This window comes from Paraburkholderia sp. CNPSo 3272 (genome assembly GCF_024206495.1).
Classification (GTDB): Bacteria; Pseudomonadota; Gammaproteobacteria; order Burkholderiales; family Burkholderiaceae; genus Paraburkholderia.
Genome location: NZ_JAMBPQ010000002.1, coordinates 161,855 through 176,022, shown reverse-complemented (window position 1 = coordinate 176,022; position 14,168 = coordinate 161,855). Strand labels below are relative to the sequence as shown.

General features: G+C 63.8%; 9 protein-coding genes. 7 read left to right on the top strand and 2 right to left on the bottom strand.

Annotated features, from left to right (window positions below):
• The first annotated feature begins 181 nt into the window (after positions 1-181).
• The 3 genes from M3I53_RS03155 to M3I53_RS03145 all read left to right on the top strand — a co-directional run bounded on the left by M3I53_RS03155 (position 182) and on the right by M3I53_RS03145 (position 6,462).
• Complete coding sequence (locus M3I53_RS03155) at positions 182-1,453, top strand: glutamate-5-semialdehyde dehydrogenase (protein WP_254314726.1); 1,272 nt, start codon at positions 182-184, stop codon at positions 1,451-1,453.
• Between the two features lie 75 nt (positions 1,454-1,528).
• On the top strand, positions 1,529-1,951 hold the full coding sequence (locus M3I53_RS03150; RefSeq protein WP_254314511.1) for a CopD family protein: 423 nt from the start codon (positions 1,529-1,531) through the stop codon (positions 1,949-1,951).
• A gap of 893 nt (positions 1,952-2,844) precedes the next feature.
• On the top strand, positions 2,845-6,462 hold the full coding sequence (locus tag M3I53_RS03145; protein ID WP_254314510.1) for a YadA-like family protein: 3,618 nt from the start codon (positions 2,845-2,847) through the stop codon (positions 6,460-6,462).
• A 101-nt stretch (positions 6,463-6,563) separates the two neighbouring features.
• Here M3I53_RS03145 and M3I53_RS03140 read toward each other — a convergent pair whose 3' ends face one another.
• Positions 6,564-7,421, bottom strand: coding sequence for a MurR/RpiR family transcriptional regulator (locus tag M3I53_RS03140; protein WP_254314509.1), 858 nt, complete (start codon positions 7,419-7,421; stop codon positions 6,564-6,566).
• 290 nt (positions 7,422-7,711) lie between these two features.
• Between M3I53_RS03140 and edd the strand changes: the two genes are divergently transcribed.
• The 4 genes from edd (at position 7,712) to M3I53_RS03120 (ending at position 12,518) form a co-directional block, all read left to right on the top strand.
• Positions 7,712-9,607: a phosphogluconate dehydratase gene (edd, locus tag M3I53_RS03135; RefSeq protein ID WP_254314508.1), complete on the top strand. Its 1,896-nt coding sequence runs from the start codon at positions 7,712-7,714 to the stop codon at positions 9,605-9,607.
• 23 nt (positions 9,608-9,630) lie between these two features.
• Positions 9,631-10,272: a bifunctional 4-hydroxy-2-oxoglutarate aldolase/2-dehydro-3-deoxy-phosphogluconate aldolase gene (gene eda, locus M3I53_RS03130; protein ID WP_254314507.1), complete on the top strand. Its 642-nt coding sequence runs from the start codon at positions 9,631-9,633 to the stop codon at positions 10,270-10,272.
• Positions 10,273-10,567: 295 nt separating this feature from the next.
• Entirely contained in the window at positions 10,568-11,929 is a 1,362-nt protein-coding gene (locus M3I53_RS03125; RefSeq protein WP_254314506.1) for a GntP family permease, read from the top strand.
• Between the two features lie 79 nt (positions 11,930-12,008).
• The gene (locus M3I53_RS03120; RefSeq protein WP_254314505.1) at positions 12,009-12,518 is read left to right on the top strand and encodes a gluconokinase; all 510 of its coding nucleotides are present in this window, start codon (positions 12,009-12,011) and stop codon (positions 12,516-12,518) included.
• Positions 12,519-12,614: 96 nt separating this feature from the next.
• Here the strand turns inward: M3I53_RS03120 and purB are convergent, their stop codons facing one another.
• Positions 12,615-14,003 carry an adenylosuccinate lyase gene (gene purB, locus M3I53_RS03115; protein ID WP_254314504.1) on the bottom strand — a complete coding sequence of 463 codons (1,389 nt, stop codon included), beginning with the start codon at positions 14,001-14,003 and terminating at the stop codon, positions 12,615-12,617.
• Positions 14,004-14,168: the final 165 nt, after the last annotated feature.

Below are 14,168 nucleotides of genomic sequence, written 5' to 3'. Positions count from 1 at the left end.
CCTGAACCGGCACGTCGGCGCCTGCTCTACGGTCGCCGCGCAGCCGGTGCACCTGCCGGGCGGCCCGGCCGCGTCCAGCAAACCTTGGCGGCTGGCCTTAAAATCGGGCTGAACCGTTTGAATCAAACCGTGCCTGGCGCACATCTGACTGCGCCTCACGCGCCGCATGACGAAAGACACCATGGATATCGACCAGTACATGACCGACCTCGGGCGCCGCGCCCGCAACGCTTCGCGCGCGATGGCACGGGCCACGACGGCCGCGAAGAACGCGGCGCTCGAAGCGGTGGCGCAAGCCATCGAGCGCGACGCGCAGCAATTGAAGGATGCGAACGCACGCGACCTCGCGCGCGCGACGGAGAAGGGCCACGACGCGGCGTTCATCGATCGCCTCACGCTTTCGGACAAGGCCCTCAAGACGATGGTCGAGGGCCTGCGCCAGGTGATGGCGCTGCCCGACCCCATCGGCGAGATCACCAACCTCAAGTTCCGTCCGAGCGGCATCCAGGTCGGGCAGATGCGCGTGCCGCTGGGCGTGATCGGCATCATCTACGAATCGCGGCCGAACGTGACGATCGACGCGGCAGCGTTGTGCCTGAAGTCGGGCAACGCCACGATTCTGCGCGGCGGCTCCGAGGCGCTCGAATGCAATACGGCGCTCGCGAAGCTGATCGGCGAAGGGCTGACCACGGCCGGCCTGCCGCAGGACGCGGTGCAGGTGGTCGGGACTGCTGACCGCGCGGCCGTGGGCAAGCTCATCACGATGACGGAATTCGTGGATGTGATCGTGCCGCGCGGCGGCAAGAGCCTGATCGAGCGCTTGATGGCAGAGGCGCGCGTGCCGATGATCAAGCACCTCGACGGTATCTGCCACGTGTATGTGGACGACCGCGCCGATCTCGCGAAGGCGTTGACCGTGTGCGATAACGCGAAGACGCACCGCTACGGCACCTGCAACACGATGGAAACGCTGCTCGTGGCGCGCGGCATTGCGCATGATGTGCTGCCGCCGCTTGGCCGCCTGTATCGCGAGAAGGAAGTCGAACTGCGCGTGGATGCTGCGGCGCGCTCGATTCTCGCCGACGCGGGCGTCGGTCCGCTCGTGGATGCGACCGAAGAGGACTGGCGTACCGAGTACCTTGCGCCGGTGCTGGCGGTGAAGGTGGTCGACACGCTCGACGACGCGATCGAGCACATCAACGCCTACGGCTCGCACCACACGGATGCAATCGTCACCGAAGATCACGACCGCGCCATGCGCTTCCTGCGCGAAGTCGACTCGGCGAGCGTGATGATGAACGCCTCGACGCGTTTTGCCGACGGTTTCGAATTCGGCCTCGGTGCGGAGATCGGCATTTCGAACGACAAGCTGCATGCGCGCGGCCCGGTCGGCCTGGAAGGGCTGACCTCGCTGAAGTACGTGGTGCTCGGCCACGGCGAAGGCCGTCAATAGTCGCGGATCGCACGAGACGGCGCACGGCTTAGCGCGCCGCCTCGTTGCACAATCGCTCACGAAGAAGAAAAAATAATGTCGATGCTCTGGGTCAAGACGTTTCACATCGTACTGATCGCCTCGTGGTTCGCGGGCCTGTTCTACCTGCCGCGCATCTTCGTGAATCTCGCGATGGAAACCGAGCCTGCGGCCGTCAAGCGTCTGCTCATCATGGCGCGCAAGCTCTACCGCTTCATGACGATGATCGCCGTGCCCGCGCTGCTGTGCGGGCTGTGGCTGTGGCTCGTGGTGGGGATTGGCCGGGGCCAGGGCTGGATCCACGCGAAAGTGGGCGTGGTGGTGCTGCTCGTCATCTATCACGCGTACTGCGGACGTTTGCTCAAGACCTTCGAGCGTGGCGAAAACTGCCGCTCCGGCAAGTGGTATCGCATGTTCAACGAGCTTCCCGTCCTCGGCATGCTGGCTGCGGTGGCGCTGGCTGTCATCAAGCCGTTCTGAACCGCTGACTCACTGACGCCGCCACTGCGGCGCGTAATCCTGGTTTTTCCCCCGTGCGGGCGCCCCCAGGTGGCGCCCGTTGTCTCGCGGCGCATGCGGCCCGCTACAAGACGCTAGCCGTCCTCCTGCTTCACGACCACGTCAGTGAAGCGATACTCGATTGCCTTATCGGCTGCCACGAGCCTCTAGCCGTTGCTGCCGCTCCTCACGGCCATAGCGTCGAGCATTTGCACGTGCACATCGCTCAGCACCTGCGACACCGATATCAGAACGACCGCCGAGATTGGGCGTTGTCGCGGTGCAACGGCGGCTGGCTGCGATACTCGAAGCGGTATTCTCACGGCTCGTTCTGAATAGTATCGAATTTAATATTTATTAAAGAGTCTCTGACAATTGTGAGCATGTTTGTTGATATGTAAGATTATTTTTAAAAAGATGTGGAGAAATAGGATGGCATAGGGAAAAGGTTTATTTTTTGTGATGATTTTCTGCGTGGTTGAGGAAATTAATTGTCAATTGCTCGTTGATTCTTACGCTCTTATATTGATTTCGAGAGCGCGGCGTACGCCTCCAGTCTGCTGCCGTTGTCTTTGCTGATTGTGCGTCTCGGCCCAATCGCATAGAGATTTTTGCTTTAAGAGTTCTCTTATTCTCCCTGTGATTTCGAGCCCATAAAGTTGCTGCTGTCATCGCATATGGCTCCCACGAATCTGTAGGCATTTTCCGAGTTATCGGAATGATCGAGCCATGGCGTGTTCGACGCAGATCGTTGGCTTTAATGGGCCACTTGATTTTCTTTACTGGGAAATGGCCGACAGATTGCAGCGCGCATCGGGTTGTGACGCCTGCGGGTATCACTCGGTCGGTACTCCCTCGATTCACCAGGGCTAGGAATGAACAGGACATACAAATCAGTCTGGAACGAGACCACAAGAACTTGGGTTGCAGCGGCGGAAAACGCAAAAGGCAAGCGCAAAGGCAAGGGCAAGGTGAAGGCGATGGTGATTGCCGTCGCGGTGCTGGGCGTGGCCGGCCAGGCGCACGCCTATACCGCCGGCGGAAGTGGCAATACCGCTCCGAACGACAGTGGCATTGACTCGAACCTTGCGATTGGCTCGAACGCCTATACGGCTGATACATCAAGCACGTATTTGATTCCAGGGGATGGTCGCCATCTGCGGGAGTACAACCTTGCGATCGGCGCCAGTGCCAGTGCAACAGGCTCAGGAACAATGGCAATCGGCCAATACACGCTTGCCAGTGGCCAGAATGCGGGTGTGGTTGGCTTCGGTGCCACCGCTACGGGCGCGTTTGGGACCGTGGTGGGTTCGCTCGGAACGGCAGCCGGCACCGCCAGCAGCGCTCTGGGCTACGTGACAGTAGCAAGTGGGGATTTTTCTGCCGCAATGGGCAGCTACAACAAGGCGTTGGGCTATGCGTCGGTCGCGATGGGCGCGTCGACGACTGCGACTGGCGACAAATCGATTGCCATCGGCAGCTACTCGACGTCAGTCGGTGATGGCTCGGTGGCGATAGGCAGGAGTGCCGTCGCGACCAATGCAAACGACGTGGCGCTGGGCGGTGGTGCGACCACAGCAAACGTGGTGAACACGGCGGGCGTGACGATCGGCGGCAATAGCTACACCTTCGCGGGCACGAACGCGAAGAGCACGATCTCGGTGGGTTCGGCGGGCAAGGAGCGCACGCTCACCAACGTCGCGGCAGGCCAACTGACGGCTGCGTCGACCGACGCGGTGAATGGCTCGGAACTGTTCGCGACCAACCAGCAAGTCACACAGAACACAACCGACATCAGCAACCTGCAGGGCGACGTCACGAACATCAACGGCCAGCTCGCCGATGCGGTGATGTACGACACGTCGACGCACGACTCGGTGACGCTGGGCGGCACGGATGCGACCACGCCGGTGGCCTTGCACAACGTGGCGGCGGGCGCAGTCTCGGCGACGAGCTTCGACGCGGTGAACGGCTCGCAGCTGTACAACCTGGCCAGCTCGACGGCGGATTCGTTCGGCGGCGGCTCGACGGTGAACAGCGATGGCTCGATCTCGAACCCGACGTATAACGTGGGCGGAGACACCTACAACAGCGTAGGTGGGGCGATTACAAACCTCGATGGCCGCGTGACACAGAACACGACCGACATCACGAACCTGCAAGGCGACATCACGAACATTAATGGCCAGCTGGCCGATGCGGTGATGTACGACACGTCGACGCACGACTCGGTGACGCTGGGCGGCACGGATGCGACCACGCCGGTGGCCTTGCACAACGTGGCGGCGGGCGCAGTCTCGGCGACGAGCTTCGACGCGGTAAACGGCTCGCAGCTGTACAACCTGGCCAGCTCGACGGCGGATTCGTTCGGCGGCGGCTCGACGGTGAACAGCGATGGCTCGATCTCGAACCCGACATATAACGTGGGCGGAAACACCTACAACAACGTAGGTGGTGCGATCACGAACCTCGATGGCCGCGTGACACAGAACACGACCGACATCACGAACCTGCAAGGCGACATCACGAACATCAACGGCCAGCTCGCTGATGCAGTGAAGTACGACACGTCGACGCACGACTCGGTAACCCTGGGCGGCACGGATGCGACCACGCCGGTGGCGCTGCACAACGTGGCGGCTGGCGTAGTCGCGGCGACGAGCTTCGACGCGGTGAACGGCTCGCAGCTGTACAACCTGGCCAGCTCGACGGCGGATTCGTTCGGCGGCGGCTCGACGGTGAACAGCGATGGCTCGATCTCGAACCCGACGTATAACGTGGGTGGAGACACCTACACCAACGTAGGCGGCGCGATCACGAATCTCGATGGCCGCGTGACACAGAACACGACCGACATCACGAACCTCCAAGGCGACGTCACGAACATCAATGGCCAGCTGGCCGATGCAGTGATGTACGACACGTCGAAGCACAGCTCGGTCACGCTGGGCGGCACGGATGCGACCGCGCCGGTGGCGCTGCATAACGTGGCGGCGGGTCAAGTCTCGGCGACGAGCTTCGACGCGGTGAACGGTGCGCAGCTATACGAGACGGTGACGTACGACACGTCGACGCACGACTCGGTGACGCTGGGCGGCGCGGTCCATGCTCCCGTCGTGCTGACGAACGTGGCGAACGCTGCGCTGAACGCCACGAGCCTCGACGCGGTGAACGGCTCGCAGCTGTACGCACTGGGCGCGAAGACCGATGCGGCGGGCAATATCAGCAACGCGTTTGTCGCGTATGACGACACGTCGCTCAATACGGTGACGTTCGGCGGCCTGGGTCATGCGCCGGTCGTGCTGCACAACGTGGCGAACGGCGTGGATGCGAACGATGCGGTCAACGTCGCGCAGCTCGAAGCCATGGGTGCGAAGGTCGATCCTTCGGGCAACATCTCGAACGCGTTTGTCGCCTACGACGACACGTCGCTGAACTCGGTCACGCTTGGCGGGTCGTTGGGGCACGCGCCGGTTGCCCTGCACAACGTGGCCAATGGTGTCGTTGCGGCAAGCAGCACGGACGCGGTGAATGGCGGCCAGCTGTACGGTGTTGCGTCGAGCACGGCCAGCGCGCTGGGCGGTGGTTCGACGGTCAACTCCGATGGCTCGATCTCGGCGCCGACGTACGTCGTGGGCGGCGGCACCTACAACAACGTGGGTAGCGCGATCTCGAACATCGATGGCCGTGTAACGAACATCGAGCAAACGGTGACCAACATGTCGGGCCAGGTCGCGAACGCGGTTCAGTACGACTCGTCGGCACACGACAAGGTCACGCTGGGCGGCACGGCTTCGACGACGGCGGTCAAGCTGACCAACCTGCAGGACGCTGAACTCTCGGCGTCGAGCACCGACGCCGTAACGGGCTCGCAGTTGTACGCCACGAACGTCGAGGTGTCGAACCTGAATCAGCAGATTCAGAACATCAGCGTCAACGGTACTGAGTATCTGTCAACCAATACGACGAGCGGCGCGGCTTCGGCCACGGGCGCAAGCTCGATCGCGGCAGGCGGCGGTGCGATTGCTTCGGGTGCGAACTCGACGGCGATGGGCGACTCGGCGCACGCCACGGGCAACAACTCGGTCGCGCTCGGTGCAAACTCGGTGGCGGACGAGGACAACACCGTGTCCATCGGCTCGCAAGGCAATGAGCGTCGGATCACTAACGTCGCGAATGGCGTCCACGCTACCGATGCGGTGAACATGGGTCAGCTGCAGAGCGGCTTGAATGCGCTCCAGAGCAACGTCAACTCGGTGGCGCGCAACGCCTACGGCGGTGTTGCGGCGGCAACCGCGCTGACGATGATTCCGGAAGTCGATCAGGGCAAGACCGTCGCGGTGGGTATCGGTACAGCCAACTTCCAGGGCTATCAGGCAGTGGCGCTCGGCGCGTCGGCGCGCATCACGCAGAACCTCAAGGTGAAGGTGGGCGGCGGTTATGCATCGGGCGGCGGCGCCACAGTCGGCGGCGGTATGTCGTACCAGTGGTAAGCCTGGCTTTCCCCGGTCGTTCGGCTGCGTAGCTCAGGCCGAAACGCAAAGCGGACTTCCTCGGGAGTCCGCTTTTTTGTAGGGCGCCTACTGGTGCGCCGTTAGCCGTTCGCGTCCAGCCTTCTTCGCGCGATGATCTCCTTCGCATCGGCGAGTTTTTCCGCAAGCTCCGGACCGCGCTGCAGCGCCACACCCACCGCGAGTATGTCGCCGATCGCGAGATGCGAAGTCCGCGAAGTCATCGGCGAAAAGACGTCGGTGTCCTCGTCGACGTTCGCGTGCAGGCCGACGCTCGCGAGGCGCGCGAGCGGCGACGCGCCATGCGTGATCGCGATCACCTTGGCGCCGCGATCGAGCGCCGTGCGCGCGGCGTCCACGATGTCGCGCGTGCGTCCCGTGTTCGAGATCGCCACGACCACGTCGCCGGGGCCGAGCAGCGCCGCCGACATCAGGAACGTCTGTGGATCCGAATACGCGACACTCGGCATGCCGAGCCGGAAGAACTTGTGCTGCATATCCTGCGCGGCGATGCCAGAGCCACCCGCACCATAGAATTCGATACGCGCCGCGTGCGCGAGCAGGCCGATCGCCGCGGCGAGCGAGTCTGTCGAGAGATTGTTGCGCACCTGCAGCAGCGCGCCGATGGTGCGGTCGAGCACCTTGGCCGCAACGCCCGGCACCGGCTCGTCCGGGCTCACGTCGCGGTAGACGGCCGGATGTTCCGAGGGCAGATCCGCGGCCACCGCCTGCGCGAGACGAATCTTGAACTCCCGGAATCCCGAGAATCCCAACGCATGGCAAAACCGCGCAATGGTCGGCTGGCTCACGCCCGCACGCTCGGCAACCTCGGTCATCGACAGATCGAGCACCTCGCGCGGCGCTTGAATCACGTAATCGGCGAGCTTGCGCTCCGAAGGGCGCAATTGCTCGCGCATGGCTTTCACCTGGGACAGCAGCATCAGGAAACTCGCACTATGCTGAAAGATCCGTGGACTATAACGGATCGGACGTTATGTACAAAAACTACAGGATCGCCGTTTGCTTCTTTTCAGTCCAGCCGCGCATCAGCGCGCAGGGCTTGTAAATAGTGAGACTAGGCGTTCGTTTAACGTCGCGCTCCCAGGGTCTTACCGGGATTGTCGTCTTGTAGTTTTTCTACTAACATCGCGCCATCGCTGTCCGGTGCGCCTGAAGCGCGCCTGACTTGGCCCCGAGCGTCCCCGCCGTGACACGAAAGGAAGGAGATTCGATGGTTTCCCCGCATTCTCAGTTGATGAAGGTCACGCAGCGCGTGATCGAGCGCAGCAAGCCCACGCGCGAAGCCTATCTGGCGCGCATCGCGGCGGCTCAGGACCGGTTCCCGGCGCGCGGCGCGCTCTCATGCGCGAATCTTGCCCACGGCTTCGCCGGCCTCGAGGGCCGCGACAAGATCTCGATCAAGTCGATTCGTGAGCCGAACATCGGCATCGTCTCGGCGTATAACGAGATGCTCTCGGCGCACGCGCCCTACAAGGATTTCCCCGACATCATCAAGAAGGCGGCCCGCGAAGGCGGCGGCGTCGCGCAGTTCGCGGGCGGCGTGCCCGCGATGTGCGATGGCGTGACGCAAGGCAACGCCGGCATGGAGCTGTCGCTCTTTTCGCGTGAAGTGATCGCGATGAGCACGGCCGTCGCGCTCACGCACAACATGTTCGATGCGGCGCTCTGCCTCGGCGTGTGCGACAAGATTGTGCCGGGCCTGTTGATCGGCGCGCTGCAATTCGGCCACCTGCCGACCATTTTCGTGCCCGCCGGCCCGATGACGAGCGGCATCACGAACGACGACAAGGCCAAGGTGCGCCAGCAGTTCGCCACGGGCCAGTGCGATCGCGCGGCGCTGCTCGAATCGGAGGCGGCCGCATATCACGGCCACGGCACCTGCACGTTCTACGGCACGGCCAACAGCAACCAGATGCTCATGGAGATCATGGGCCTGCATCTGCCAGGTTCGGCCTTCATTCATCCGCATACGCCGTTGCGCGACGAGCTCACTGCCGCTGCGGCGCGCCGCGTGCTCGAACTCACCGTCGAGCGCGGCAACTACACGCCGATCGGCCACGTGGTCGACGAGAAGGCCGTGATCAACGGCATCGTCGCGCTGATGGCGACGGGCGGCTCGACCAACCACACGCTGCACCTCGTGGCGATGGCGCGGGCGGCGGGCATCATCATCGACTGGAACGACTTCGACGTGCTGTCGGACGCCGTGCCGCTGCTCGCGCGCGTCTATCCGAACGGCAAGGCCGACGTGAACCATTTCCACGCGGCGGGCGGCGTCGCCTTCCTCGTGCGCGAACTGCTCGACGGCGGGTTGCTGCACGAAGACGTGAACACCGTCGCGGGCCGTGGCCTGCGTCATTACACGGAAGAACCGAAGCTCATCGACGGCAAGCTCACCTGGGTGCCGGCGGTCGAGAAGAGCGCCGACGAAACCGTGCTGCGTCCGCTGCCGACGCCGTTCCAGCCGGACGGCGGGCTGCGCCTGATGCAGGGGCGTCTCGGCCGCGGCGTCATCAAGGTTTCCGCGGTCGCGCCGGAGCGCCGCAAGGTGCGTGCGCCCGCCATCGTGTTCGATTCGCAGGAAGCCGTGCAGGAAGCGTTCGACCGCGGCGAACTCGAGCGCGATTTCGTGGCTGTCGTGCGCTTCCAGGGCGCCCGCGCGAATGGCATGCCGGAGCTGCACCGCCTAACGCCGTTGCTCGGCGTGCTGCAGGACAAGGGCTTTCACGTGGCGCTCGTGACCGACGGACGCATGTCGGGCGCGTCGGGCAAGGTGCCCGCGGTTATCCACGTTTCGCCGGAAACGCTGCTGCACGGCCCGATCGGCAGGGTGCGCGACGGCGATACGATCGTGATCGACGCGGTGGAAGGCGTGCTCGACATCGAAGTCGATGCCGCCGAGTGGGACGCGCGTCCGCTCGCGCAGCCTGCGCATCAGGAACTCAACGAAGTGGGTTTTGGCCGCGAGCTGTTCGGCGTGTTCCGCGCCACCGCCGCGCCGGCGGAGCTGGGCGCCACGGTGTTCGGTCCGCTCGTGGGCGAGCAGGCCGCGCCCGCACCGGCCGCTGCGGCCGCCGCCCATGCGCCGGCCCACGCCGCGAACTAAATTCATCATCAAGGAGCCTGAACATGGCAAATAGCACAGTCGCCGACATCGTTCGCCTCGGTCCCGTCATCCCGGTGCTGGCATTCGACACGCCGGAGCAGGGCGAGCACGTTTCCCGCGCGCTCCACGCGGGCGGCGTGAAGGTGCTCGAAATCACGCTGCGCACGAAGGCCGGCCTCGAAGCGATCGAGCGCGCCGCGAAGATCGCGCCGGACATCGTCGTGGGCGTGGGTACGATCACGAAGCCCGAGCACTGCGCGCTCGCGAAGCAGGCCGGCGCACAGTTCGGCGTCTCGCCCGGTCTCACGCGCGAGATCCATCAGGCGTCGCTCGACGCGGGCCTGCCGCTGCTGCCGGGCGTGATGACGCCGACCGACATCATCGTCGCGATGGAACTGGGCTACGAGATCGTCAAGTTCTTCCCTGCGGTTCCGGCCGGTGGCCTGAACATGCTGCAGGCCTTCCATGGCCCGTTCCCGACGCTGAAGTTCTGCCCGACAGGCGGTATCAGCGCCGAATCCGCGCCGAGCTTCCTCGCGCTGCCCAACGTGGTGTGCGTGGGCGGTTCGTGGCTCACGCCGAAGGCCGCCATCGCCGCGCAGAACTGGGACGAAGTCACGCGCCTGGCGCACGCCGCGAGCGAACTGTCGCGCCCGGTGCGCTAATCGGGCGCGTTTCTCGACGCTGTGATGCGCGCCGCATGCTGCGGCGCAACGAAGACCGGAATAGCTCGCCCCGCGTGTACGAGGGGCATGCAACGAGCCGCGCAAACGGCGCCTTTTAGGCGCGCGCTTTGCGCGGCTCGTGTGTCTTTCAAGCACGCTGCACCAAAAGTCGTTATAAGCTCTGCAATCCCCGGCCCGGCGGCGGCCGGCTTTTGTCCCGCGCGTACCGCTACTGCGCTCATCCGTCGCCGCACAGGGCAAAAGGACTTCGAACAACTACCTGGAGAGGAGCCTCATGGGAGTGGCCCACGGCAGCATGCTGCTGATTTACGCGCTCGTCGCGATCGCCGCGCTGATCCTGCTGATCACGCGCTTCAAGGTTTATCCGTTTCTCGTCCTGATCATCGTTTCGCTGCTGCTCGGCCTCGCCGTCGGCATGCCGATGGATCAGATCGTCAAGTCGTTCGAAACCGGCAACGGCAACACGCTCGGCCACATCGCCATCGTGGTGGGCCTCGGCACGATGCTCGGCAAGATGATGGCGGAGTCGGGCGGCGCCGAGCGCGTTGCCACGACGCTCATCCGCTGGTTCGGCGAGAAGAACATTCACTGGGCCATGATGGTCGTTGCGATCATCGTCGGCTTGCCGGTGTTCTTCGAAGTCGGTTTCGTGCTGCTCATTCCGATCGCGTTCAACGTCGCCAAGCGCACGGGCAAGTCGCTGCTGCTGATAGGCCTGCCGATGGTGGCGGGCCTTTCGGTCGTGCACGGGCTGATTCCGCCGCACCCGGCCGCGCTCCTCGCCGTGCAGGCGTATCACGCCGACATCGGCAAGACCATCGCTTACGGCCTGATGGTAGGCGTGCCCACGGCGATCATCGCCGGGCCGCTTTTCGCGCTCTTCATTCACCGCTACATCAAGCTGCCGGAAAGCAATCCGCTTGCCGACCAGTTCGTGAGCAAGGCCGATCCCAAGCCCGAGAGCGAACTGCCGGGCTTCGGCGTCACGCTCTTCACGATCCTGCTGCCCGTCATCCTCATGCTGATCGGCAGCTGGGCCGATCTCGTGTTCGCGCCCAAGACGCTGCCGAACAATCTGTTGCACTTTATCGGCACCTCGGACGTCGCGCTGCTGATCGCCGTGCTGGTAAGCTTCTGGACCTTCGGCGCGCAGCGCGGCTTCACGCGCGAGCAGATCCAGAAGTTCTGCGGCGACTGTCTCGCGCCGATCGCGGGCATCACGCTGATCGTGGGCGCGGGCGGCGGCTTCGGCCGCGTGCTGATGGACAGCGGCGTGTCGAAGCAGATCGTCGAGCTGGCGCAGAATGAACATCTGTCGCCGCTCTTGCTCGGTTGGCTCGTTGCCGCGCTCATCCGTCTCGCCACGGGCTCGGCCACGGTCGCCATGACCACCGCCTGCGGCATCGTCGCGCCGATCGCATCGGCCAGCGCCATGACCGTGAAGCCGGAGTTGCTCGTGCTCGCCACGGGCTCGGGCTCGCTGATCTTCTCGCACGTCAACGACGGCGGGTTCTGGCTGATCAAGGAGTATTTCGGCATGAGCGTCGTACAGACGTTCAAGACATGGTCATTGCTGGAGACCATTATTTCGCTGCTGGGCCTCGGGCTTACCTTCGCCCTCGCAGCGGTGGTGTAACGCGCAACTATGTTGCAATCATGTTGGATGGGACCGGAGTAAGCGCTCAAGCGCTAACTCCGTTCGACAGGAGCAGTAAATGATTCTGATAGCGATGGGCGTGTCGGGCGCAGGCAAGACACGCATCGGCGAATTGCTCGCCGAGCGCCTCAATTGCAGCTTCACCGACGGCGACGCCTTCCACAGCGAAGCCAACAAGAAGAAGATGCACGACGGCATTCCCCTCACCGATGACGACCGCTGGCCGTGGCTGCGTACGATACGCGCGGCGATCGAGGAGAAGCAGCGCGCCCATGAAACCGCCGTGTTCACCTGCTCGTCGCTCAAGCGCTCGTATCGCGACATCCTGCGCAGCAACGACCGCGACGTGTGCTTCGTCTACCTGAAGGGCTCGCTCGAAGTGCTGCACGAGCGCCTTGCATCGCGCACCGGCCACTTCTTCGACCCGTCGCTGCTGGAAAGCCAGCTTGATACGCTCGAAGCGCCGGGCGCGGACGAGGCGATCGAGGTGAGCATCGAGCTTACGCCCGAGCAGATCGTCGACGAGGTCATGAAGCAACTGGAAACGCGCCGCAATCAGGCCTCCTGATTTCGGGGCCACGCACGATCACGCGATCGTGCGGCGGTAAACGAAAAAGCGCTCGATTCGATCGAGCGCTTTTTTTATGGCCTGGCGGTGTCGCGATTACGAAATCCGCTTCGCCAGCTCCACGGCTTTGCCGACATACGACGCGGGCGTCATCTCCAGCAGACGCTTCTTCGCGTCTTCCGGAATCGCCAGGCCGCTCACGAACGTCTGCAGCGCTTCGCGCGTAATGCCCTTGCCGCGCGTGAGTTCCTTCAGCTGCTCGTATGGGTTCTCGATGCCGTAGCGGCGCATGACCGTCTGCACCGGCTCGGCCAGCACTTCCCACGTGGCGTCGAGGTCGTCGTTCAGGCGCTGCGGGTTCACTTCGAGCTTGTCCAGACCGCGGATCAGCGCGTCGTACGCGAGCAGCGAGTAGCCGAATGCGACGCCGATGTTGCGCAGCACCGTCGAGTCGGTGAGGTCGCGCTGCCAGCGCGAGACGGGTAGCTTGTCGGCGAGGTGGCGCAGCGTGGCGTTCGCGAGGCCGAGGTTGCCTTCCGAGTTTTCGAAGTCGATCGGGTTGACCTTGTGCGGCATGGTCGACGAGCCGATTTCGCCAGCCTTCGTCTTCTGCTTGAAGTAGCCGAGCGAGATATAGCCCCAGACGTCGCGGTCGAGGTCGAGCAGGATCGTGTTCGCGCGCGCGACGGCGTCGAACAGTTCCGCCATGTAGTCGTGCGGCTCGATCTGGATCGTGTACGCGTTGAACGTGAGCTTCAGACGCTGCTCGACGACTTCCTTCGAGAAGGCTTCCCAGTCGAATTCCGGATACGCCGAGAGATGCGCGTTGAAGTTGCCGACCGCGCCATTCATCTTGCCGAGCAGTTCGACCTTCTCGATGCGCTGGATCGCACGCGCGAGACGCGCCGCGACATTGGCCATTTCCTTGCCGAGCGTCGTGGGGCTGGCGGGCTGGCCGTGCGTGCGCGAGAGCATCGGCTGTTCGGCGTGCGTGTGCGCGAGCGTGACGAGCCGTTGATGCACCGAGCGCAGCGCCGGCAGGATCACGTGCTCGCGTGCGCCCGCGAGCATCAGGCCGTGCGACGTGTTGTTGATGTCTTCCGAGGTGCAGGCGAAGTGGATGAATTCGCTTGCGCGCTCCAGTTCCGGCTGACCCTTCACCGACTCCTTGAGCCAGTACTCCACAGCCTTCACGTCGTGGTTCGTCACGCGCTCGATGTCCTTGATGCGAGCGGCGTCGTGCGCGGTGAAGTTCTCGGCGAGCTTGAGCAGGAATTGCTCCGAGGCAGCCGAGAAGCGCGGCACTTCCGCGAAACCGGCCTGCGAGAGGGCGATCAGCCAGTGGATTTCCACGGTCACGCGGTTGCGCATGAACGCGGCTTCCGAAAGCCAGTCGCGCAGCGCTTCGGTTTTCGAGGCGTAGCGGCCGTCGAGCGGGGAGAGCGCGTTGAGCGCGAAGAGGGTATCGGGACGAGTGTCGGACATGATGGGGACGTAACGTGGCGCGTTACGCTCAGTTGGCAGTCGGTTGCAGTCGAATTCGAGACCGCGGGAACCCGAGATTTTATCACCTTGCCGACAGTGGCCGAGGCCGACGCTGTCAGCTACGGTAAAGCGCAGGCGCGGGACGCACCCCAAGGCGTTCAGTTG